We start from the raw sequence: 23,126 nt of genomic DNA, 5'->3' as shown, positions 1-23,126 counted from the left end.
ACCAAGCGTTAGCGCGGTAGATGTAAAAAGTGTACAAAATAGAGTGCTTAAAATATTGGTGTAAAAGCAACACCGAGAAAAACTTGACACATACACTTTTCGAAAGCAAGGGGGCTCCACCCGAAAATTTGCCCATCATGTAAGTGACTTCACTTTCTTTTGATTGAACCTTTTTCATAAACCCTTCACCTCTCTGGTCCTTGACGATCCAGTTTTAACACAATATAAACGGTTAAGAAACCAATGGGTGGGTCGTGATAATGCAGGTACTTAAAATTGTAGAGCTTCAAGCATCATTTGAGCACCGAAATCATCATCATGGAAGCGAGTAATCCGACGATAAAAGTCCACAATAGTCTCTTTTTCCGTCATTCTTCTCCACCAAAATCCTCTGCAATCGATGGAACCATATATTGTCCCCACCTATGATTATGTTCTTCAAGAATTCTAGACTTATTAAATGTCAGTTTACGTAATCTGGCAGAAAGTTCATTCCGTTTCTTTCCAGCACATAAAAATAGTTATTCACTTTAGTAACAATACCCAATCACTATTCATATTTTATAGGGGAATAGAAAGGTGAATTCACTTGAAAATTATGGCTTTAGATTTAACACTTTATTGTTGGACATCTTAAAAAATAATGATGGAGGATATGCAAATGAATGATTTCCAAAGAGAGCTTCAAATGTTGAATATTGGAGATTTCCAGGCGCAAGAGGCAGTTCCTTGGGACCAAAATCAATATTATAATGATTCGAATCGACAATTTGGCCAATTCGGTGGTTGTTTCCGATGTTTTTTCTTTAGTTGTTTCTTTTGTTTTAATTGCTTTAATTGTTTTAATTGTTTTAATTGTTTTCGCTGTGGAGGTCGGTGTGGAGGAAGATGTGGCGGCCGGTGCGGAGGAAGATGTGGAGGAAGATAGTCCAAATTTAGTAAGAAAAAGTTCCTGCCCCTGTATTGTTATTGCAGGGGCTTTTTCCATGTTTGCCTTCAACACCAAGGGTCTCTAAGAACACAAGCTTATCCATCAAGAAGGTTAAAGGGCAAACTTTCTCGTTGGTTCCTCTTATGCGTTTGAATTAGACAAGTTTCTCTCGTTTTTCTATAAGAATAGACATAAGAGACAAATTTCCTTACATAGGATAATAAAGAAAATGATGATGAAGAAGCTCATAGGTAAGGAGGAGCTAGAATGGTGAAAATCACCTCTTCTATGCGTCTAAAAGTCAAAAGGGATACGTTTTTTCTACCTGATCCAAGCGGCGGGGTATATTTTCGGAACAATTTAAGTTCGTTTCGAATGGAAGGAAGTTCAATTGATCAGTGGATTGAAAAGCTGTTACCTATGTTCAACGGGGAAAACACGTTAGGTGATTTGACGGATGGATTGCCCGGCCCATACCGGGATCGTGTCTTTGAAATTGCAGAAGTTCTTTTTCGTAACAATTTTGTTCGGGATGTAAGTGAAGATCGTCCGCATCAATTAGCGGACTATATTCTTGAAAAGCATGCCTCTCAAATTGAATTTTTGGAAAGCTTCGGAGATTCAGGGGCTTACCGTTTTCAGACCTATCGACAGTCAAAAGTGTTAGCAGTGGGATCTGGTCCTATTTTGGTTTCCCTGGTTTCTGCGCTGCTTGAATCAGGATTGCCTAGGTTCCATGTATTCATAATGGACACAGAACAGACGAATAGGCATCGTATACTTGAACTCGTTTCACATGCACGGAAAACAGATCCCGAGGTAAATGTTGAGGAGGTCATCTTGAAGGAAGAAGGGATGAATTCCTGGCAGGAGCTTGTTCAGGGATATGATTCCATTTTGTATGTATCCGAGGGAAGTGATTTAGAGGAGCTACGAATTCTTCATGCGGTTTGTCTAGATCGGAGGAAGATGTTTATACCTGCTATATGCTTACAGCAGGTAGGACTGGCAGGACCATTGGTGAAACCAGATTCAATAGGGTGTTGGGAGTCAGCATGGCGTCGCCTTCACAAATCAGTACTTTCCGAAGAAAAGGAGTCCCCTGCTTTCTCGCCTACAGCAGGAGCCATGTTAGCCAATGTGATTGTGTTTGAATTATTTAAAGAGATGACAAGAGTTGAGGAATCAGAACAGGAACAGCACCATCAAATCTTCCTGCTTAATCTGGAAACATTAGAAGGAAACTGGCATTCGTTCATTCCTCATCCATTGGTGGCAGGACTTGCGACTACGGAGTGGGTTCAGGATCTAGACTTTCAAAATGAACGAAGTAACAGTAAAAATAAGCAAAGTGATTTACTTCTTTTCTTCAGTCATTTGACATCTGCAGAATCAGGAATTTTTCATGTTTGGGAAGAAGGGGACTTACATCAACTGCCGCTCTCCCAGTGTCGAGTTCAGGTAGTCGATTTGTTATCTGAAGGGCCAGCTGAGTTGTTGCCGGAGATTATATGTTCAGGGCTGACACATGAAGAGGCTAGGAGGGAAGCCGGGCTAGCCGGAATTGAAGCGTATGTGTCACGTTTTACTAATACGGTGGATACGATACCCGAAATACAGAAAGTTCATCATGGTTTAATAGAGGAAAAGGAATATATCGGGGTAGGGACGGGGGAAACCGTATCGGAATGTGTGGCACGTGGATTGCAAAGTTGTTTAGAAGAGGAAATGAGTAAAAAAATCATTGATAGGGAATATTCTGTCTCTCGGATCCTGTTAAGAGAGATTGAAGATGAGCGCTGCCTTTTTTATTTTCAAGCACTGAAAACAATAAAAGGAGAACCGAACATTGGCCTTGGGGAGGAAGTATCCGGTTTTCCGGTAATTTGGATTGGTACAAACGATGGCTGGTTTAGAAGTACCGGCTTGAATATGACCATGGCGTTACGAAATGCATTACAAAAATCGCTCATGTATTTACAAAATGAAGATACTTTTAACAAAACGCAACCGTTAGAGGTTTCGTCTGTTAATCTGGAAGATCAGGAGCGACATAACCTAATAATTCCTTCATGTGAGGGTATGACCGAGCAAGGGGTTTTAACGACTGCAATGGAGATATTAGAACGGAATCATAAGAAGCTCTCAGTCTTTAAATTACAACTGGAACCATTATGGCTAGAGGGGTTAGAAGGAATATACGGTGTATTGCTTCGAAAGGAGGAATCTCGTTGAGTGCTGTCATTGTGGTTGTCGGAGAAGGAGTGTTAGCGGACTCTGTCTCAGAAGGATTGTCCTTTCAACATAAGATCGTTCGTCTGATCGATTTCGAAGCAGGAATACCGAATGAGGTTCATTTAGTTCTAGTATTGCATGATACTTGGCATCCTTCTATTCATCAAAAGGCAGAAGAACTGCTGAGACCATCTGGTATTCCTTGGTTGAGAGGTTTCGTTTCATTCGGGGAAGGGGTGGTCGGGCCATTGGTTCACTCAAAAAAATCGGGATGCTCACAGTGTTCCAATATGCGGCGTCTCATGGCTGGCCGAGATCGTCCAGAGATGTGGAAGATAGAACAGAGACTTGTGGAACATGGAGGGATGTCGCGTGACCCCTGGGCATCGCGAACAGGTATTAAACTGATCGCCTACTTAATAAAAAATGAGGTACAAAGAGTATTGCGAGGTGATCAAGCTCAATCGGATGGCCATGTATTTTTAATCAATTTGAAAACACTGAATAGTTCGTGGCATTCTTTTCTGCCTGATCCGTTGTGTCCTGTTTGCGGTCAATTACCTGACGATTCAGCAAATGCTGCACGAATTTCTCTACAGCCAAGTCCTAAAATCAGTCCTAACCGTTTTCGCTGCCGATCGCTAGATGAGCTAGAAAAAGTGTTATGTAAAGATTATCTGGATCATCGCACAGGCTTTCTAAATGGGAAAACGATTGACCTTGATACTCCATTTGCCGATGTAGGAGTCAATCTGCCGCTGTTCTCAGGGGACGAAGGGGTCGGAGGAAGGACACATTCCTATACGGTAAGCGAGTCGACTGCCATTTTGGAAGGATTGGAGCGATATTGTGGTCTGTCTCCCCGTGGCAAAAGAACAGTTGTGCATGACAGTTTTCGCAACCTTGAGCATCAAGCACTAAATCCATTAAATGTAGGGGTCCATGCAAAGGAACAATATGCTCGGCCAGATTTCCCTTTCGAAGAATTTAATCCTGACAAACCAATCAATTGGGTATGGGGTTATTCGTTTATGCGAGAACGGCCGATTCTAGTCCCAGAATTGCTTGCTTATTATAGTTTAGGTTGCGGTGATGGTTTTGTTTATGAAACTTCAAACGGATGTGCATTAGGTGGAAGTTTGGAGGAAGCTATTTTCTACGGTATTTTGGAAATAGTAGAGCGTGACTCATTCCTACTGACTTGGTATGCGCAGCTGAAACTACCACCTCTTGATCCTTATTCCGTAAAAGACCAAGAATTGCAGTTAATGATTAAACGAGTACGAGCGGTAGCAGGATATGATCTTTATTTTTATAATGCGACAATGGAGAACGGAATTCCAAGTGTAATGGTAATAGCGAAAAATAGGAAGAACAAAGGGTTGAATATCATTTGTGCAGCCGGGGCCCATTTTGACCCAATACGGGCGGTCAAAGGTGCGATACACGAGTTAGCTGGCATGATGCTGACGCTTGATGATAAATTTGAAGCGAATCAAGTAGAATATTTACGAATGTTACAAGATTCTTCCCTAGTAAAGAAAATGGATGATCATGGGATGCTATACGGACTCCCGCAAGCGGAAGAGCGTTTACGGTTTTTGCTGGACAATAATCGACCATTACGAACTTTTGATGAAGAATTCAGATGGAAATCGAGACATACAGATTTGACAGACGATCTGCGAGACATTCTTAAGGTGTTCGACCGATTAAATCTCGAGGTCATTGTGGTAGACCAGACGACAACAGAAACTTTTCGAAATGGACTTCATTGCGTGAAAGTACTTATTCCAGGGATGCTGCCGATGACTTTTGGACACCATCTTACCCGTGTAACAGGGCTTGAGAGGGTGCTTCGGATTCCAATGGAACTTGGGTATGTGGAACAACCTTTAACATTAGATCAACTCAATCCATACCCACATCCATTTCCATAAGCAGGGGTAGGAGGAAGAAGGATGAAATTAGAGGAATTTGTGCACAATCTGCATTTTGACATTGAAAAGGTTAACCCTCTTGACTGGGAAGTGAATTGGGATGATGCCCCGTTACCTTATAAGCTCTACCGTGGCCTTCCATTCATTCCATTATCTCTAGAAGTGCCGCTGTCACTTGAAGAAATGAAAGTTCCAACCACCCCTAATCTTCAAAGAATTGGTCATCTTCTTTGGTATGTATTTGGCCTTACTCAATTTAGTCAATCAATCTGTACTATTGATTCTAAAGAAAATATGACAGACCTGTTTCAGTCGTTTAGAAGGTTTGTTCCTTCCGGCGGGGCGTTGTATCCAAATGAACTTTACGTGTATTTGAAGTTGAAGGATTTACCTGATGGGCTATACCATTATGATGTGGCACATCATAATTTAGTATTGCTGCGTAAAGGAAATTTCGATTCATATATAGAAAGGGCTCTTGGTCATGGTTGTGATATTTCTTCTTGTTTTGGAACTGTCTTTGTGACGACCATGTTTTGGAAAAATTTTTTTAAATACAATCATTTTTCCTATCGGTTACAAGGGTTGGATGCAGGTGTGTTGATTGGACAGTTATTGGAAGTATCGAAACGATTTGGCTTCGCATCAGGAGTATACTTTCAATTTTTAGATCGGGCTCTCAACCATCTAATTGGTCTTCCTGAACAAGAGGAAAGCGTGTATGCGGTTATCCCATTATCAGTGGAACCTACAAACTGGTCTCCTAAAATAAGTGCCAGAGAAGGGGATGTCACTGCAAAGGAATTGTCCCAGGAATTAACAGCAATCCATCATCAGTATCTTCAACGATCACAGAAAATTGTAGAATATCCATTGATCACCAAGATGAATGAAGCGTCTATGTTGGAATCTACACATTCGTTTCAAAAAATCCAGTCGACTAAAGAAAAAATGGGTACCGAGAATAATGTTCAGGCTCTTCCGAATGGGAAACAGTTTTCGACTGATTTGGCGTCTTTCTGTAGAGAGAGATTTTCACCGGAGATGGATTTTGTATTAGGGAAGGTAAGCAAACATCAACTAGCCACTCTTTTACAGGAAGCGACCTCTTCTTTCACGTATCGAAATGATTTAGAAGATGCACATACTAAAAACGAACCCCGTGTCTCTATTTATGGCTGTTTCTATAATGTTAAAGGCATTGCTAATGGTGCTTATTCTTATGATAGCACAGCTCATTCATTGCGGCAGATAAATCTAGGTGATCATCGTCTACAGTTACAAAACGGAATGACCGGGCATAATGTAAATTTAATTCAAGTACCAATCTGCTTACATGTGGTAGGGAATAAAGATTATATAAAAACTCGATTTGGTTACAGAGGATATCGAATTCAGCAAATGGAGGCGGGGATGCTTATACAGCGATTACTAATTGCAGCGGCAACCCTCGGAATGGGGGGACATCCGCTCCTTGGGTTTGATGCGAAATTATGTGATGACATTTATAAGTTAGATACACAGGAAAAAACGAGTCTCATCCAAATTCCGATTGGCCCTTATCGAGACCGACCTTGGTTAAGGGGAACACTGCATAGTTAATGAAATTAAAAGAGAGTGGATATTGTAAAGATAAGATGCTCATTCCATGAAGCGACCTTATTATTTTGTAAGTACTTCTGTGATTTATTATTTTTAATATAGAGGGGATGTCCGCACTGTCCGAACATCCCTCGATGGATGAGCAACTTTTCGAAAGGAAGGGGGATTCCATCCGAAAAGTTGTCCATTATTTAAGCGACTTCACTTTCTTTTGAATGAACCTTTTTCATAAACTCATTCACATCTCTTGGCACTTGGCGATCCAGTTTTGACACAATATAAACGGTTAAGAAACCAATTGGGACCGTGATAATACCAGGCACTTTAAATTGTAGCGCTTCAGGCATCATTGGAGCACCGAAAATCATAATCATGGAGGCGAGTAATCCGACGATGAGCCCAGCAATCGCTCCTTTTTCCGTCATTCCTCTCCACCAAATTCCAAAGATAAAGATCGGTGTAAACGTACTTGCTGCTACTGTAAAGGCCAATGCAACTAGGTGACCGATGGAGGCTTCTTTTACAAGTAGGCCTAATATCCCATATAAAATTCCTAAAACAACAATGGCCATCTTTCCTGCAAATACACGTTGCTTCTGGGAAAGCTCTTTTTTCGAGAAAGAAGCGTATAAATCATGGGCCAAAGCACCAGAACTTGCGATAAACAAACCAGATAAGTTCGAGAAAATGGCCGCAAATGCACCTGCAATGACGAGGCCAAGCAACCATTTTCCACCTAGAACTTCGGCGATCGATGGAACCACCATATTGTCTCCACCTGTCATTAAGTTCTTTATCACTTCTGGACTTGCATTGCCCTCGAGGAATATGGCACGACCAACGACACCTAAATAAACCGCAAATAGGAAGAAAACGCTTGCAATCCCAATTGCCATTAACGCAGATTTACGAGCCGCTTTGGCACTTGGATTCGTATAGAAACGAAGTAAAATATGTGGCAAACCAATCGTTCCTAATGAAAGACCGATCACCATGGAAAAAGTGTGCAAAAAATTAGGGGTAATAATTCCGGTATTTGCCCATGACGAACCTTCAAACGCAACATCTTTTCCATCTTCCGTAAATGACGCAGTCCCTGCGATTGACCCGCTGAATTCTGTGATTGCTGCTAATATTTTTTGATAGTGAAGCCCTCCGTAAACGGCAGCTCCTACCATTAAAATAAATGCCCCGACACGGATCCAAAGTTCTAATGCTTGGTTCAAGGTCGTTCCTTTCATTCCACCGACCCCAACATACAAAATCATCACTGCACAAGTAAATATAATTCCAAATTCATAGGATGTCCCAAAAAACATGCTTAAAATTTGCGCAGCCCCAAGAAGCTGTGGTGCAGCATAGAAACCAGAGATGGAGAGAACGACAATGACCGCGACTAGTCTTGCTCGTTTACTATGGAAGCGATAGGCCACAAAATCCGCTACCGTAAAGGCACCAAATCTTCTTAATGGACCAGCGACGAATATCGCAAGTAGTGTTAAGCCAATCGAGAAACTGAACGTATAAAAGGCTCCGTCATATCCGATTGAAAACGTTAGACCCGCTAGCCCAAGAAAAGTAGCTGCACTTAAATAGTCTCCAGCAATCGCTGAACCATTCGTAAACCAACCAAAAGCTCGGCCGCCAACAAAGAAATCACTAGCATTTGCATTTCTTTTCGATAAATACGTAATAAAAATGATCGTTCCCATTAAGATGATTGTAAAAATATATTTTGGATCTGATAAAATCGCCATTATGCCGACCTGCCTCCTTTTGATTCTTTTGATTCATACATTTGAAGCCGTTTTTCGTATAAATGTGTGTGAATATAGGCAATCAAGAAGGCCATAGCCATGGCAACGATCGTCGTTAAAAACCAAGTAAGTGACATTCCGCCCCAAATGTTTGAAAACGCTAGGTCATGTAAAAACCAGTTCATGACCGGAATGGAGAAAATAAAGATGTAATAAAATAAAGATAAACCTACTCCAGTTTTCAACTCCGATTTCATAATAAAACTTGTCTCAGAATCTAAAGCTGTCAAATCCTTTACATCCACTGTTCCTAAACTTTCATCTGTCATTTTGTAATCTTGCATGTTTCACCCTCCTTTGTTCTTATTATAAAGAAAGGAAAATGAAAACCCTTACAATTTATTATCAGAATATTATAAATATTTGCGTACTTTTGAAATAATGATAAAATAGTCTTAGTAGAGAGGGAGGTGGCTATCGGTGTATTATGTAAGTTTAAAAGAGGTTCATCAGGAGGCTGCCGAGATGATTTCCGAATGGATCCAAAAGAGAGAGCAAGGGCAATTTCAATTAGTATATAATGAATCGATAGAGCAAATGCATATTAAAATTGTCCAAATTCAAACACTTTTTGATTGGGTCAAATTGAATCGAATGATGAAAAGGGAATCTAGCATTTATTTCGTATTAGTAGAACCACAATTATCTTATTCCATCCCTTTAGCCATCAAGCTTCAAGTCGAAGCTGTTGCCATCTTTCCGACGAAAAAAGCTACTTTCTTACGAAGGTTTCAAGAGGTGGTAAGGAAATTAGATCAGACCACCCATGAAACGATGCAAGAGAAAAAAGAACAAACTCTTCAACTGATGAATCAATCAGATTTAAATCAACCATTGAAGCTTCATTTTCTGCGTCGTTTATTATTAGAAGATGTCCAATGTGAAAATCAAATATCAGAGTCTTTGAAAAATTTTGAGGGGAATGACTTCCCTAATGTTGTTTGTTATGTTCAAGGTTTTCATGTTAATGAAGATCCATCAGGACACCCGAAAAATACGATTCACCTTATTCGATCCTTATTTCAAAAGAAGTTCCAATCCATTGTCTCCTCCATTTACTTTTTACCGTTTCGAAAATTTCTTCTCATATTATTCCATCAACATCCAGATATTCATTCGATGGCCAGTTGGGAGGAAGGAAGAAGACATTTCCAAGAAGTGATTCATGAATTATGGACAAACCATCAAATTCAACTATATATCGGGGTTGGGTCCATTTATAATTATCCTTTCATGATTCATCACTCGTATAAAGAAGCAAAAATTGCTAGGAGCCTTCCAGCGTTCCGTGATGTTTCTCTCAGATATTTTGAAGAAATACCAAAAGATGAGCAAATCGTTAAATGCACTTATTATATAGAAGATCATTTAGAAGAGGAATTGACAGCAAGAGATGTGGCGAAGTATATGAACCTTAGTTACACTCATTTTTGTCGAATTTTTAAAAAAGAGACAGGAAAGACCTTTTCAGAATACTTATCCTTCGTGCGTTTAAGAAGGGCCGTATGGATGATTCGACATACGAATCGGACGATAGAGGATATTGCGGTTGATGTCGGATTTAATACGCCAAATTATTTCAGCTCAACGTTTAAACGATATGTAGGAATGACACCTAGAGATTATCGGTTAACGACAGAGATTATCTTTGTGTAATTCTTCACCTTAAGGAAAATTAGTTTTTACTGTATAGATCATTTTTCGATGCAGCCATTCTCAATCCTAGCTTGATTAAAGCTATAGGGGAGTAGCTGCTCTTTTTTTACTAGTTTCATCTTGTCAGAATAAGTGGTTAAAATATGGAAACAATTAAAAGTATAGTTTTCATATGGCCGATCAAACTTCACTGTACTGGAAGTGAAACGAATATATCAGTTCCTAATTGTTTGTTCGTGAGCGGAATGGCCCCTTTTTCCTATGTGTAGATTTTTCAACTGGTTAATTGCAGCAAAGAATACGCTGATAAAGAAAGGGGAATGAAATGAAGAAAATATCCAACGTTTTCTGGGTTACGATTGTGATCGTAGGTACCTCTGTTTTATTTGGTGTCATGGCTCCGAAAAATTTTGAACAAGTCACATCCAATATCCAGACGTTTTTAACTTCTACATTCGGTTGGTATTATTTAATCTTAGTCACAGCCATTGTTTTATTTTGTCTGTTATTAATTTTTAGCCCAATTGGAGTCATTCGATTAGGAAAACCGGATGAAAAACCTGAGTATTCAACCGTTAGTTGGTTTGCGATGTTATTTAGTGCGGGCATGGGAATTGGTTTAGTTTTTTGGGGAGCGGCCGAACCGTTATCGCATTTCGCAATTGACCCACCATTAGCACAACCAGGAAGCAATGCGGCACTAAAAGATTCGATGGTGTACACCTTTTTTCATTGGGGTTTACATGCATGGGCCATATATGCGATTGTAGCTCTGGCCTTAGCCTATTTTAAGTTTCGTAAAGGGGAACCAGGGTTAATTAGTGCTACATTGACGCCCATCCTTGGGGAGAAGGTAAAGGGACCGATTGGCACAATTGTCGATGTGATCGCCGTTTTCGCGACTGTTATTGGCGTGGCCACGACACTTGGATTTGGAGCAGCCCAAATCAATGGGGGACTTTCCTACTTATTTGGAATACCGAAATCTTTTACGGTTCAGCTATTCATTATTATCATTGTGACGGTTTTATTTTTGATTTCAGCAATGTCAGGACTTGGCAAAGGGATTAAATATTTAAGTAATACGAATATGGTGTTAGCTCTTATTCTGCTCATTTTACTTCTCATTGTAGGACCGACTATGTTTATTTTGAATTTATTTACAGATACTCTAGGAGCCTATATCCAAAATTTGATTCGAATGAGTTTTCGGATTGCCCCTTTAAATACGGAACATCGAGAATGGATCAATGGATGGACCATATTTTATTGGGCGTGGTGGATTTCATGGTCGCCATTTGTGGGAATCTTTATTGCTCGAGTTTCTAGGGGAAGGACGATTCGTGAATTTATCATTGGGGTATTATTAATGCCAACTCTTGTTAGTTTTATTTGGTTTTCAGTATTTGGTACGACTGCCTTAGATGTTCAATTAGCAGGAAATATTGATTTAACAACCTTTGCAACAGAAGAGGTGTTATTCGCTGTATTCAACCAGATTCCTTGGTCACTTATTTTAGCGGTGATTGCGATTTTACTTGTGAGTGTATTCTTTATTACATCTGCCGATTCCGCCACATTCGTACTAGGAATGCAAACCGCATATGGTTCTTTAACACCCCCAAATCGAGTGAAATTTGTATGGGGACTTGCGCAATCAGCTGTAGCGACGATCCTTTTATATAGTGGGGGGTTACAAGCGTTGCAAAATGCCCTCATTATCGCAGCCTTTCCGTTTTCTTTTATTATAATTATGATGATGATTTCTCTCTATAAAGTTCTTCACCAGGAACGTAAGCAAATAGCCCAAATGCTTCGACCTAAAATGAAACAATCTAGACACCGTCACTCGGAGGCGGATTAAAGTGAAAAATGATAAATGAATCTAAGAAATTTTTGGGATTATAGTATATTGAAAAGTGATTGTAAATACTTGAACCTTTTACTCCCCTTCCATATGATAGATAAGAGCTTAGAAAAATGTAGTAGGTGAAAGAATGGGGAGAAAATTAAAGAAAACAGTTAGAAGATTGATGATGGCATTTCTCTTTTTTGCTTTGTCGTTATGCCTATTTTTATGGTTCCTTGGCCATCAATCCACTCCTAAGCCGATTCAGCCACTTGAGATGGAAATACCAAAAGAGTACATTCCGGTTTATAAAGCAGCTGAGGAAAAATACAAGGTTCCTTGGCAATTATTAGCGGCACATCATAGAGTGGAAACGAAATTTTCAACGATGGATCCCATGCTATCTCCAGCAGGGGCAGAAGGACCGATGCAGTTTATGCCCTGTACGTTTGTAGGGTGGAGCCATCCGAGTTGTGAAGGATTAGGGAAAGGAAATATTCCAGAAAATGATAAGACAAACCCAGCGGTGATTAAAAAATATGGTGGATATGGTGTGGACGCCAATGGAGATGGAAAGGCAGACCCTTACGATCTTTGGGATGCGGTATTTAGTGCGGCGAATTATTTAGCAAGAAATGGGGCTGCAGATGGGGATTGGAAAAGAGCAGTTTATGCTTATAATCATAGCAATGAATATGTGGAAGATGTTCTTTATTTCGCCAATGTATTTAGTGAAGATCAGGACAAGTATGAATAGCAAATGGGCTTAGGTTAAATGGACCTAGGCTCATTTTTTTTATGCCATCAAACGATTGAATGGGCGTATTATTTGACGGCGCCACCATTCGGCACTGAAGATGAATCCAAAGATGCCATTCGCTTTTCCTCGGCTTACAGAATTTTCTATTGGGGACCTGTTGCGTGGGCGATCTACACCTTACCAGCCTTACCAATTTCCTATTATTATTAAAAATGAGTGAGGCTTGTCGCCCTGTGCTCGGAAAATACACGGATCCCTTTATCGGGAAACTAGTGGACATCATTTTCATGTTTGGCCTACTAGGTGGGTCAGGGGCAATTCTTGTGTTAGAATAGTTAAGAAGTGTGAGGTGATTCATAATGAAAAAATGGTTCTCAGTGCTCTTTGTGAGTATGTTGCTTCTTTTGGGTTGTTCTGAAAAAGACATGAATACCATGACGAATGAGTCGAATGAACAGGTAAATTCAACGGTTGAACAGGAAGATACATCTGCACAACAAGGAGAAGGAAAGCAACAGGAGTCTACTAATCTAGAGGTAAAAGGGATCTCTGGAAATGTCGTGAAGGTAGTGGATGGCGATACGATTGATGTGGAGATAGATGGAAAAAAAGAGAGAATTCGCATGATCTTAGTCGATACACCAGAGACGAAACATCCACGGCTGGGGGTTCAACCATTTGGTCCAGAAGCTTCTGCCTATACGAAGGAAAGACTATCAAACCAACAAGTCTTACTAGAAATGGATGTTCAGGAACGTGATCAATATGGTCGTCTTCTAGCTTATGTATGGATGGGGGATGAAAATTATAATCGAACATTAATTGAAAAAGGGTTGGCAAGAGTGGCCGTTTTCCCGCCGAATACAAAATATGTCGATGATTTTCGGGAAGCCCAAAAGCAGGCACAGGAAAAGGCAATAGGCATTTGGTCGATTGAGAATTATGTGACCGATCGCGGTTATAGAGAACAGGAAAAGGAACAAAAGCCAGCCCCATCTTCATCAGCGGGCGACTGCCAAATTAAAGGAAATATTTCAAGCCACGGAGATAAAATTTATCATGAACCAGGTGGTCAGTTTTATGATGTCACAAAAGCAGAAGAGATGTTTTGTACAAGACAGGAAGCAGAAGCGGCAGGATATCGAGCTTCGAAAAGATAATATACTATTAATGTTGTAGTATAGGGGAATAAAAAAGGGATTCTATCCTTTAAGATAGAAATCCCTTTTTTCATCATATTCAACCTAGCTACATTTGAACTGTAGTTTGGATCTCGCTTTGATTAGAAAAATTCTCTTTCTCAATCTTTTCCTCCCTCAAGATGTGACCATCCTTCAAATGGATCATTCGGTTGCCCAGTTTTTTCGCTTCTTCCTCATCATGTGTGACCATGATAACGGGAATACTCCACATTTTATGAAGACGAAGTAATTCTTGATGGCATTCCTTTCGGGTATTGGAATCGAGAGCAGAGAAGGGTTCATCTAATAATAAAACATCCGGTTCTGATGCAAGAGCACGTGTTAAGGCGACCCGTTGTTTTTCCCCGCCAGAAATTTGACGGGGATATTTATTTAATAAATGCCCAATCTTAAGCACCTCGATTAATTGATTAGCTAATGTTTCGTTTTTCATTCCATAGGCGATATTTTTTTGTACCGTCATATGGGGAAAAAGAGCGTAATCCTGAAACAAGTAGCCGATGTTTCGCTTTTGAACAGGAACCTTTTTTTTTCCTTCCCCAAAAAGTGTCTGATGATTCAAAACGATTTTCCCCTGTTCAGGGCTTACTAACCCGGCTATACAATTGAGGATTGTTGTTTTCCCAGATCCAGAAGGTCCAAATAAGACAACAATTTCATTATCTACTTGTAAGTTCACTTGAACTGTAAAATGGGGAAGTTGTTTGAGTATCGAAAGTGACAGCATAAGATTTATCCTCCCCATTTATTTCTCGTTTGTATATTTTAACATACTCCGCTTGCTCCACCAATTTAACCACATAATCGAACTAAAGCCCAAAGCGACGATGATGATGACCCAAAATGTGGCTACATCTGTATGACCTGCTTCCACGGCAAAATAGATAGCCATTGGAATCGTATCGGTTTTATTCGGAATATAACCGGCAAGCATTAAGGTAGCGCCGAATTCCCCTAAGGCTCTTGCGAAAGTGAGGACAAGGCCTGCAAGTAGACCGGGCCATGCAAGTGGAAATGCAATCGTCCAAAACACCCTCCATCTTGATGCACCGAGTGTTAGGGCCGCACGTTCTAAATTGGCATCGTATTGTTGAAAGGCAGCAGAGGCACTTTGGTACATTAATGGGAATGATACAACGATGGAAGCAAGCAATGCCCCATACCAAGTAAACACCACTTGGAAATCAAACCAATCCAAAAGCCATTTCCCAATCCACCCGTTTTTTCCGAATAGATAGAGTAATCCGAAACCAACAACTGTCGGGGGAAGCACCATTGGAAGCATCACTGCAGACTCGATGACATTTTTACCGAAAAAGGTTCTTCGTGACAGAAATCTCGCAAGCATTGTCCCGACTATAAATACGATGATTGTGGCAATGCTCGCAATTTTTAATGAAAGAATTAAAGGACTATAGTTCATAACATACACACCTAGCTCGTTCTTAGTAAAAACGGTTCGCCGTTATTTTTTGAATCCGTATTTTTTTAAAATGGATTGAGCTTTTTCAGATGACAGGAATTCAACAAATTGCTTCGCTTCGTCTTGATGTTTGGAAGCCTTAACAACAGCGGCAGGGTAAACAATCGGATCATGCCATTTTTCCTCTGCTTCAGCTAGTACTTGGACTTTATCAGACATCAATGCATCACTTGAATAAACTATGCCAAGATCGGCATTTCCTGATTCGACGTATGTAAGGACTTGGCGGACATCTTTCGCAAAAATGATTTTGTCTTTCACATGATTCCAAAGGTTGATAGATTCTAATGTATCTTTTGAATATTGACCTGCTGGGACACTTTCTGGTTCCCCTATGGATAATTGTTTCCAATCGTTTGATTTTAACTCTTGAAAGGAGGTAATATTGGGTTCGCTATCTTTCGGGGAAATCAGAACAAGTTTATTTCCAGTAAAGGAGGTGATCGTATCTTTTAAAACAAGATCCTTTTTTGCTAATGTATCTGTCCATTTCGAATCCGCGGATAAAAATACATCAACGGGTGCTCCTTGTTCAATTTGTTTTGCTAGATTTCCTGAGCCGCCAAAGCTAAAAGTCAAATCAATAGATGAATATTCTTTCAAAAAGGCTTTTTCAATCTCTGCCATCGCATCGGTTAAACTGGCGGCAGCTGATACGGTTAATTCTACTTTTTCAGTAGTCTTTTGGTCTTTTTCAACCTGTTCCCCTGTGTCATTTTCCTTGCTTTGACAGCCAGAGAAGATCATAGTAGCGATAAGGAAGAAGGTTAAAAAGACGGAAGAAAACTTCTTCATGCTTATACTCCCCCTTTACTAGATAGAATTAAAAAGATGTAACAAGCAAATAAATATGACGTTTAGTTATATTTGATTATAAATAATTATAAGTAGAAATAATTGATTTGTAAATGATAAAATAGAATAAACGAAGATAGGTTGGAGGAGAAAAAATGAAAGAAGAATCTTTTACAACAGAAGAAATTTCTCAAATCTTAAAGGTTTCAAAATTAACGGTCTATGATTTAATCAAAAAAGGCGAACTTGCTGCTTATAAGGTAGGGCGCCAAATGCGGGTAGATGCAGCTGATTTAGAAGCTTATAAGAATCGTACGAAAAAAGGTTTCACGAAAACACCCGCCAATATTAGTCAGCCCCAAGCTCCAAGTTCATATCCTCCATTAAAGCCAGGTTCAATCATTATAAGTGGTCAAGATAGCAGTCTCGACCTATTAGCAAAATATATTGAAAAAAAGACAAGAACGACTCGTCCTCTTCGTTCTTATGCTGGGAGTATAGACGGGCTTTTCTCGATGTATAAAGGGGAAGTCCAGATCGCAAGTACACATCTTTTGGACGGTGATACATTACAATACAATCTTTCATATATTAAAAAACTTCTCATTAGCCACTCATTTTTAGTGATTAGGTTTATTTCGAGAAAAGCAGGGTTGTATGTCGCAAAAGGAAATCCGAAACAATTATCGACATGGGAGGATTTAAAACGACCAGGAATTGTGCTGGTCAACCGTGAAAAAGGGTCAGGGGCACGCGTCTTATTGGATGAACAATTACGTATTTCCAAGATTCCTAGGGAGGATGTGAATGGTTACCATCATGAAGTAACGAGTCATTTTGCTGTGGCTGGTGCGATTGCAAAGGGAGAGGCTGATGTAGGGGTTGGAATCGAAAAACCAGCTCTTTTTGCTGGCATCGATTTCATTCCGCTCATCAATGAACATTATGACTTAGTCGTGTTAAAAAATGAACAGATGATGGCGCTTATTCCCATCATCCTAGACATTTTGCAATCAGATGAATGGAAAAAAGAACTCTCCGTCCTAGGGTATGACGTATCCAATATGGGAGAAATCCTGTATGAACAGTAGGGAAAGGGGGAATAAACCAATAGAAATTTCAAGGAATTAGAGAAAAAAGGAATAAATCTCAAAGAGCGGTCATATTGATTGGTAGAATGATTTCATGAGTGCCGACAATAAAGGAGGATACGACAAGTTGTATTCTATTTTACTTCAGGACAATTGGCTAGATGTCCATTTGCTTTTCACTTTAGCCATTTTTGCTTTTTTATATGGATTCCTCATTAAACATTACACAACGACCGCTCTTTTTTCTAAACAGTGCTTTTTATTTATCGTTAGTTTGATCTTATTCTATTTCAGTATAGAAAGTCCGATTTCCCATGTTTCAATGAGTACCCATATGGTCCAGATGAGCATTCTGTACTTCATGGTCCCACCTATTCTGCTACTAGGAATCCCCTCTCAAATTTTCCGCTTCCTTCATAGACATTCATGGACAAAAACGATGAAACCCTTTATTATCTCACCAAATCATGCTCTAATCTCCTTTGCCATTCTGTTCTTTCTTTATCATATTCCAAGTGTTTTAACATGGCTTCTTCAACATTCCTTCCTATTGAAAGGCTATTCAATCATTCTACTTCTTCTCGCTTTTCCAATGTGGTGGCCGATTGTTGCCCCAATGGATATTCTATGTGCTAAAAATAAGTTAAAAATGAAACGATATGCTACATTAAGTGGTATCTATCTTATGCCCGCTTGTCTATTTTTCATTTTAAGTGGTGTAATCGATTTGAATTCGCATCCTTTCCTTATGGATCCGTCACTTTGCCTGACCAATCCATCGGGTGCCATAGGATTTTTTCTTTCTCCGATTGGAATGAGGATCGATCAAGTGATCGCAGGTCTCCTTATGATGGGAATACATAAAATAGGAATGATCATCGCTTTTCGTTTACGAACAACAGAACATTCAGTAAACCAAAAAATTTTTTAACATTGAATTAATATTCACTTAACATATGTTTTGTAGAATTATATTTTGAAAATATGGTGAAAGTTCGTGTCGAACCCCTTTTTTTGACACTCCAACAACGGATAAAACCATTGATCAATCAAAATATGTATGAGGAAAGGTTCATTATGAGAAAAACAAAATTATTTCTTACATTACTCTTTACATTATTTGCCGCATCTCTGCCAATTACAGCGCATGCTTGGGATGGAAAGGCGGATGGCACAGGTACCCATGCAATTATAACTGAGCAAGCCGTAAAAATATTAAACAATGACTTAGACTCATCAGAACCACAAATAGTCAAACATAATGTACAAATTTTAAATCAGTATATTCATAAACTTAAATTTGGTTCTACATACCCTGATTATGACCCAAATGGCTGGAAGTTATATCAGGATCATTTTTGGGACCCAGATACAGGATATAATTTTACTCACACAGCCACTTGGTATACAAGTTGGACTGTTCCCGATACAGCTGACAGTCAGGCAAGAAAATATGCTACATTGGCTGCTTCTGACTGGAAAAAGGGAAATTATGAAAATGCCTCTTTTTTACTTGGTCAAGCCCTTCATTATATAGGGGATATAAATGTGCCTTATCATGCGGCAAATGTGACGAATGTGGAAGATCCCGCACATGCTAAATATGAAAAATTTGCAACTGACAGAAGCGATAAATACTTTGCCTCTACACTAGGTGGCACTACAAAGAGTTCCGTGTATTCCAAAATCCTTACTACCGATTGTTTTTCAACTTGGATTACAAAAAACAATACGAATTGGGGTAAAATGTCGAAGGACTTATACTATTCTAAATCGACAAGTTCAAATTCATGGGAGGATTGGGAGTATTCTGTTAGCCAAGCTATACCAAATTCTGAAAAGCATAGTGCAGAATTATTATACAGATTTATTAATGAAGTATCTGGCACCATGCCAGCATCTCAACCAAATTTCAATCAGTTTCAAGTAGTCATAAAAACAGCTGATATCCAGCATGCAGGTACGGATGATTACATATATTTTGGCTTCCAAACGAATGATGGAAAACAGTATGAGTTTACTTTAGACAACCCTGGAAATGACTTTGAACGGAATCAAACGGATACTTATACGATCACCTTGCCTACAACGATCGACGCTACAACCATTACAAATACATGGATTAGAAAAGCGAATTATCTTGCCGGAAGTGATGACTGGCAGCCTGAAAATATTAAACTTCTAATTAATGGTTCTGTTAAACAAGATGTAAATATTAACTCATGGCTTAAGGGCAATGTTACCTACACAATGCCTGTAGAAATCAATTAAAGAAGCGGTGCCAGTTTATTCTGGCGCCTCTTTGTATTGTTTAATTAGTAGGCACTTTTATATATGCCGTCTATAATTATTTTTAGCACATGATTCCAGAAATGGAGTAGTAGAGGCAAGACATTAAATAATAAGGCTAATGAAATGGTTCGAGATCATTTTAGGGTGAAAGATTATAAGCTTTTCCTATAGCTAGTGTATACTTGTAGAATGCGATCATACATAGATTGAGAGAAAACGGCTGAAACATATAAAAACATATAAAAATCAGAAAGATGAAATGGAAAGTTGAAAAACGTTTATGCTACATTTCCTAGCTTAATATATATTGGAAGCATACTAGTTCATACAAAAATAGTGGAAAGGAGAGTGGCCTAAAAATGGGATCGGTTTTAATCATCGCGGAAAAGCCAGATCAAGGAAGAACATTGGCTTCCCCTTTTAAAACAAAAAAGCAACAAGGATATATTGAAATTCTCCCAAACGACATTTTTGTAGATGGAGCCTATGTGACATGGGCCATCGGTCATCTCTGTCAATTAAAATCACCAGAAAAATATCATGAAGAATGGAAAAAATGGTCCCTTGATACATTGCCGATGATCCCAGAACGTTTTCAATATGAGATCAGCCCTTCAAAATATAAGCAATTCCAAATCGTAAAAAAACTCCTCGAGAGACAAGAGGTAACGGACATTATTCATGCGGGAGATGCCGGGCGGGAAGGAGAACTCATCATTCGCAATATCCTTCTTCTTACAGGTGTAAAAAAACCGATGAAGAGGTTGTGGATTTCATCTCTTACGAAAAAAGCAATTGAAGAAGGGTTTCGTCATTTATTAGAAGAATCAAAAACCCGCCATTTATTTTATGAAGCGTATACACGCGCATGTGCCGATTGGGTGGTAGGGATGAATGCTTCAAGAGTTTATAGTATTTTATTAAAACAAAAAGGAATGAGTGATGTTTTTTCCGCAGGGCGTGTGCAAACCCCAACATTAGCTTTAATCGTGAAAAGGGAAAAAGAAATCGAATCTTTTCAATCAGAGCCGTTTTGGGAAGTGATCGCAACTTTCCATCTAGAGGGAAAAACATATGAAGGAAAATGGCAGCAAAATAATGAATCCCGGATAAAGGATGAACAATTGGCGAAGAAAATTGCTGCCTTTTGTGAAAAGAAACCGTCTGAGGTCAAAGGAGTGGTGACAGAAAGAAAAGAATTTCAGCCACCTATGCTCTTTAATTTATCTTCGTTACAAGCGACTGCTAATAAACGATTTAAATTCTCACCGAAAAAAACATTAGATGTATTGCAAAATTTGTACCAAAAAGGAATTGTCTCCTATCCACGGACTTTATATACAAAAAAGGATATGGACATAATTGATAGAATAGGAGAAAAGTTGAATTATAACGGTTTATAGCATGTCCATATGTTGTGGACATAATGAAAGTGGACATAATGGGGTAATTAGTATTTCCGCGAAAACCATAACCGGAGACCCGTAACCATAACCGGAGACCAATTACAGGTATTTAGATTATTTGGGACAATCTATATTTATATTTTATACAATAGCTATTCATTCATAATAAAATTTAAACTTTTTAGTAAGAAGAATAGCACGTCGGCTTTTTCAAAACCTCTATATCAAAAACTTCTAATTTTTAATATATCTTTTTTATTGGTTCCTTCACTAAATTCCCTAAATAAATCTTCAGATTGACAGGCCGAAAAACTTTAAAAAATATAAAATATTAATTATGAGTTCAAATATTAAAGTTTAGTAGTTATTATGTTTTAAATGATTTACTCTTTGTATTTTTAGAACTTGAGTGGATAAACAATTTTTCATAATTGTTATGAAGGGAGAAAAACATCAAGATGAGCAAAACACTTATACTAACAGAAAAGCCTTCTGTAGCTAAAAATATAGCAGATGCACTAAAAATAAAAAGTAGACAGGATGGTTATTTTGAGGGCAACGATTATATTATCACATGGGCTTTTGGTCACCTATTACAGTTATTTGATGCAAAAGATTATGATGAGAAAATGGCAAAATGGAGAACAGAAAACTTTCCATTTATTCCTGATAAATTTAGATATAAGGTGAAATCAAATCAAAAAAATCGTGATAAAGAAGATTTAGGCGCAAAAAAACAATTGAAGATCATATATAGTCTAATTAAAAGAAATGATGTTACTAATCTTATATCTGCGTGTGACTATGATAGAGAGGGACAAATTATTGGAGATACGATCTTATATAAGATAAGACATGGTAAAAAGGTTTATCGTTTACTATTAAATGAGTGGACACCGAATGAAATACTAAAGGGTCTTAATAATATAATATCCAATGATGAGATGATTCCTTTAAGAAATGCAGGTATAGGTAGACAATGGGCAGATTGGACAATAGGAATTAACCTTACTTCTATGGCAACTTTAAAATATCAAGAGGGTAAAGGACAAGCACTTAATATTGGACGAGTTTTGCTACCAACTTTAAAGATTATTTATGACAGAGATAAAGAAATAGAAAATTTCGTTCCAGAAGATTATTTTAAACTAAAAGCATTATTTGCAACCCTATCAGGTAGTGAATATGAAGGGATTTATCATCTTAACAATGAGGATAAATTTAAAGATAAACAAATTCTAATGGATATTCATTCCCTTTTGTCTGGAAAAGAGGGAGCCGTATCTGAAAAAAACGTTGAGAAGAAAAATGAATATCCTCCCTATTTATTTAATTTATCCAATCTTCAAGGGTTTATTACGAACAAATATCAGGGCTGGACTTCGGACAAAGTTTTGCGGATTTCACAATCATTGTATGAGAAAAAACTAATTACCTATCCTCGGACCTCAAGCAATTTTTTGGATGAAAGTCTTGTTGAACGGGCAGAAAATGTTTTGAATGTTCTAAAAAAGGGACTGCCTTATGAAAGTGAACTGAGATTTACAAGAACAAAAAGGGTATTTAATAATGAGAAGGTTGAAAGCCACAGTGCCATTATTCCAACGTATTTAGTCCCTAAATCATTGACTAAAGATGAAATGATTGTATATAATGCTGTGAAAAATAGGTTCTTAATGCAATTTATGCCTATAGCGGAATATGAAGAGACTACTCTAACCACAATTGTAAATAATGTAGAGGGAGAATTTTTATCAAAAGGAAGGGTTCAATTAGTCGAAGGTTGGAAAAAGGTTGAGGAAATAGAAACAAAAGAATCCACTCTTCCATTTGTAGAAATTAATGAAAATGTCACTGTCAAAAATCATGAAGTAACAGCAAATAAAACTAAACCACCTAAATATCATACAGAAAAGACTCTATTACGAGTTATGGAAACAGCTGGTTATAGGAGTTTTTTTAAATGGGCAGAATCCATAAAACTAGTAATATAATAAATATACGTATTTTGCCTGATAATGTTTTGGGTTAAAATAATCATACAAGTTTGATTATCATTTGTCTACA

The 23,126-nt window shown here is 38.5% G+C and carries 18 protein-coding genes and 1 pseudogene; 14 read left to right on the top strand and 5 right to left on the bottom strand.

All coding sequences use genetic code 11. The annotated features are described in order from the left end of the window. Positions 1–643 precede the first annotated feature (643 nt). From J2S13_RS12300 to J2S13_RS12285, 4 genes are all read left to right on the top strand, one after another. Positions 644–928 carry a heterocycloanthracin/sonorensin family bacteriocin gene (locus J2S13_RS12300; RefSeq protein WP_307258068.1) on the top strand — a complete coding sequence of 95 codons (285 nt, stop codon included), beginning with the start codon at positions 644–646 and terminating at the stop codon, positions 926–928. Positions 929–1,198: 270 nt separating this feature from the next. Then, positions 1,199–3,166 (top strand): putative thiazole-containing bacteriocin maturation protein, encoded by a 1,968-nt coding sequence (locus J2S13_RS12295; protein ID WP_307258067.1) that lies wholly within the window; start codon positions 1,199–1,201, stop codon positions 3,164–3,166. Then, a complete protein-coding gene (locus J2S13_RS12290; RefSeq protein WP_307258066.1) occupies positions 3,163–5,106 on the top strand; it encodes a TOMM precursor leader peptide-binding protein in 1,944 nt (647 codons plus the stop codon). The genes J2S13_RS12295 and J2S13_RS12290 overlap by 4 nt, the downstream gene beginning before the upstream one ends. A gap of 21 nt (positions 5,107–5,127) precedes the next feature. Further along, positions 5,128–6,708 carry a SagB family peptide dehydrogenase gene (locus tag J2S13_RS12285; protein ID WP_307258065.1) on the top strand — a complete coding sequence of 527 codons (1,581 nt, stop codon included), beginning with the start codon at positions 5,128–5,130 and terminating at the stop codon, positions 6,706–6,708. A 191-nt stretch (positions 6,709–6,899) separates the two neighbouring features. Here J2S13_RS12285 and J2S13_RS12280 read toward each other — a convergent pair whose 3' ends face one another. Next, complete coding sequence (locus J2S13_RS12280; protein WP_370874034.1) at positions 6,900–8,465, bottom strand: sodium/solute symporter; 1,566 nt, start codon at positions 8,463–8,465, stop codon at positions 6,900–6,902. Then, positions 8,465–8,809 (bottom strand): hypothetical protein, encoded by a 345-nt coding sequence (locus J2S13_RS12275; RefSeq protein ID WP_307258064.1) that lies wholly within the window; start codon positions 8,807–8,809, stop codon positions 8,465–8,467. Before J2S13_RS12275 ends, J2S13_RS12280 begins: the two co-directional genes overlap by 1 nt. A gap of 136 nt (positions 8,810–8,945) precedes the next feature. Between J2S13_RS12275 and J2S13_RS12270 the strand changes: the two genes are divergently transcribed. From J2S13_RS12270 to J2S13_RS12250, 5 genes are all read left to right on the top strand, one after another. After that, on the top strand, positions 8,946–10,181 hold the full coding sequence (locus J2S13_RS12270; protein WP_307258063.1) for a helix-turn-helix domain-containing protein: 1,236 nt from the start codon (positions 8,946–8,948) through the stop codon (positions 10,179–10,181). A 325-nt stretch (positions 10,182–10,506) separates the two neighbouring features. Then, positions 10,507–12,045: a glycine betaine uptake BCCT transporter gene (locus J2S13_RS12265; RefSeq protein WP_307258062.1), complete on the top strand. Its 1,539-nt coding sequence runs from the start codon at positions 10,507–10,509 to the stop codon at positions 12,043–12,045. Positions 12,046–12,178: 133 nt separating this feature from the next. After that, complete coding sequence (locus tag J2S13_RS12260) at positions 12,179–12,787, top strand: lytic transglycosylase domain-containing protein (protein ID WP_307258061.1); 609 nt, start codon at positions 12,179–12,181, stop codon at positions 12,785–12,787. An 18-nt stretch (positions 12,788–12,805) separates the two neighbouring features. After that, positions 12,806–13,000 (top strand): BCCT family transporter, encoded by a 195-nt coding sequence (locus J2S13_RS12255; protein ID WP_307258060.1) that lies wholly within the window; start codon positions 12,806–12,808, stop codon positions 12,998–13,000. A gap of 149 nt (positions 13,001–13,149) precedes the next feature. Continuing rightward, positions 13,150–13,950, top strand: a complete 801-nt coding sequence (locus J2S13_RS12250) for a thermonuclease family protein (protein ID WP_307258059.1) — start codon at positions 13,150–13,152, stop codon at positions 13,948–13,950. A gap of 88 nt (positions 13,951–14,038) precedes the next feature. On the opposite strand, the gene J2S13_RS12245 is transcribed toward J2S13_RS12250, so the two are convergent. Genes J2S13_RS12245 through modA form a run of 3 tightly spaced genes read right to left on the bottom strand, consistent with a single transcriptional unit; the run spans position 14,039 to position 16,270 of the window. Next, on the bottom strand, positions 14,039–14,719 hold the full coding sequence (locus tag J2S13_RS12245) for an ATP-binding cassette domain-containing protein (RefSeq protein WP_307258058.1): 681 nt from the start codon (positions 14,717–14,719) through the stop codon (positions 14,039–14,041). A gap of 18 nt (positions 14,720–14,737) precedes the next feature. Further along, complete coding sequence (gene modB / locus J2S13_RS12240; protein ID WP_307258057.1) at positions 14,738–15,415, bottom strand: molybdate ABC transporter permease subunit; 678 nt, start codon at positions 15,413–15,415, stop codon at positions 14,738–14,740. Between the two features lie 42 nt (positions 15,416–15,457). Next, the gene (gene modA / locus J2S13_RS12235; protein ID WP_307258056.1) at positions 15,458–16,270 is read right to left on the bottom strand and encodes a molybdate ABC transporter substrate-binding protein; all 813 of its coding nucleotides are present in this window, start codon (positions 16,268–16,270) and stop codon (positions 15,458–15,460) included. Positions 16,271–16,425: 155 nt separating this feature from the next. Here modA and J2S13_RS12230 point away from each other — a divergent pair, with 155 nt between their 5' ends. The 5 genes and pseudogenes from J2S13_RS12230 (at position 16,426) to J2S13_RS12210 (ending at position 23,053) form a co-directional block, all read left to right on the top strand. Continuing rightward, positions 16,426–17,361: a substrate-binding domain-containing protein gene (locus J2S13_RS12230; protein WP_307258055.1), complete on the top strand. Its 936-nt coding sequence runs from the start codon at positions 16,426–16,428 to the stop codon at positions 17,359–17,361. 127 nt (positions 17,362–17,488) lie between these two features. Beyond that, on the top strand, positions 17,489–18,292 hold the full coding sequence (locus J2S13_RS12225; protein ID WP_307258054.1) for a cytochrome c oxidase assembly protein: 804 nt from the start codon (positions 17,489–17,491) through the stop codon (positions 18,290–18,292). Between the two features lie 146 nt (positions 18,293–18,438). Further along, positions 18,439–19,632 carry a phospholipase C gene (locus J2S13_RS12220; protein WP_307258053.1) on the top strand — a complete coding sequence of 398 codons (1,194 nt, stop codon included), beginning with the start codon at positions 18,439–18,441 and terminating at the stop codon, positions 19,630–19,632. A 380-nt stretch (positions 19,633–20,012) separates the two neighbouring features. Further along, positions 20,013–21,053, top strand: a pseudogene (locus tag J2S13_RS12215) (DNA topoisomerase); the annotation flags it as partial. A 464-nt stretch (positions 21,054–21,517) separates the two neighbouring features. Next, positions 21,518–23,053: a DNA topoisomerase gene (locus tag J2S13_RS12210; protein WP_370874033.1), complete on the top strand. Its 1,536-nt coding sequence runs from the start codon at positions 21,518–21,520 to the stop codon at positions 23,051–23,053. Positions 23,054–23,126 lie beyond the last annotated feature (73 nt).

This window comes from Oikeobacillus pervagus, assembly GCF_030813365.1.
In the GTDB taxonomy this organism is placed as follows: domain Bacteria; phylum Bacillota; class Bacilli; order Bacillales; family DSM-23947; genus Oikeobacillus; species Oikeobacillus pervagus.
Note: the sequence above shows the minus strand (reverse complement) of the source record. Positions and strands in the feature narration are given on the sequence as shown.

Excerpts from the sequence above, each read along its gene's own strand:
- J2S13_RS12300 (WP_307258068.1), top strand. The coding sequence starts at position 644 with ATGATGGAGGATATGCAAATGAATGATTTCCAAAGAGAGCTTCAAATG.
- J2S13_RS12295 (WP_307258067.1), top strand. The coding sequence starts at position 1,199 with ATGGTGAAAATCACCTCTTCTATGCGTCTAAAAGTCAAAAGGGATACG.
- J2S13_RS12285 (WP_307258065.1), top strand. The coding sequence starts at position 5,128 with ATGAAATTAGAGGAATTTGTGCACAATCTGCATTTTGACATTGAAAAG.
- J2S13_RS12280 (WP_370874034.1), bottom strand. The coding sequence starts at position 8,465 with ATGGCGATTTTATCAGATCCAAAATATATTTTTACAATCATCTTAATG.
- J2S13_RS12275 (WP_307258064.1), bottom strand. The coding sequence starts at position 8,809 with ATGCAAGATTACAAAATGACAGATGAAAGTTTAGGAACAGTGGATGTA.
- J2S13_RS12265 (WP_307258062.1), top strand. The coding sequence starts at position 10,507 with ATGAAGAAAATATCCAACGTTTTCTGGGTTACGATTGTGATCGTAGGT.
- J2S13_RS12260 (WP_307258061.1), top strand. The coding sequence starts at position 12,179 with ATGGGGAGAAAATTAAAGAAAACAGTTAGAAGATTGATGATGGCATTT.
- J2S13_RS12255 (WP_307258060.1), top strand. The coding sequence starts at position 12,806 with ATGGACCTAGGCTCATTTTTTTTATGCCATCAAACGATTGAATGGGCG.
- J2S13_RS12250 (WP_307258059.1), top strand. The coding sequence starts at position 13,150 with ATGAAAAAATGGTTCTCAGTGCTCTTTGTGAGTATGTTGCTTCTTTTG.
- J2S13_RS12245 (WP_307258058.1), bottom strand. The coding sequence starts at position 14,719 with ATGCTGTCACTTTCGATACTCAAACAACTTCCCCATTTTACAGTTCAA.
- modB (WP_307258057.1), bottom strand. The coding sequence starts at position 15,415 with ATGAACTATAGTCCTTTAATTCTTTCATTAAAAATTGCGAGCATTGCC.
- modA (WP_307258056.1), bottom strand. The coding sequence starts at position 16,270 with ATGAAGAAGTTTTCTTCCGTCTTTTTAACCTTCTTCCTTATCGCTACT.
- J2S13_RS12230 (WP_307258055.1), top strand. The coding sequence starts at position 16,426 with ATGAAAGAAGAATCTTTTACAACAGAAGAAATTTCTCAAATCTTAAAG.
- J2S13_RS12220 (WP_307258053.1), top strand. The coding sequence starts at position 18,439 with ATGAGAAAAACAAAATTATTTCTTACATTACTCTTTACATTATTTGCC.
- J2S13_RS12210 (WP_370874033.1), top strand. The coding sequence starts at position 21,518 with ATGAGCAAAACACTTATACTAACAGAAAAGCCTTCTGTAGCTAAAAAT.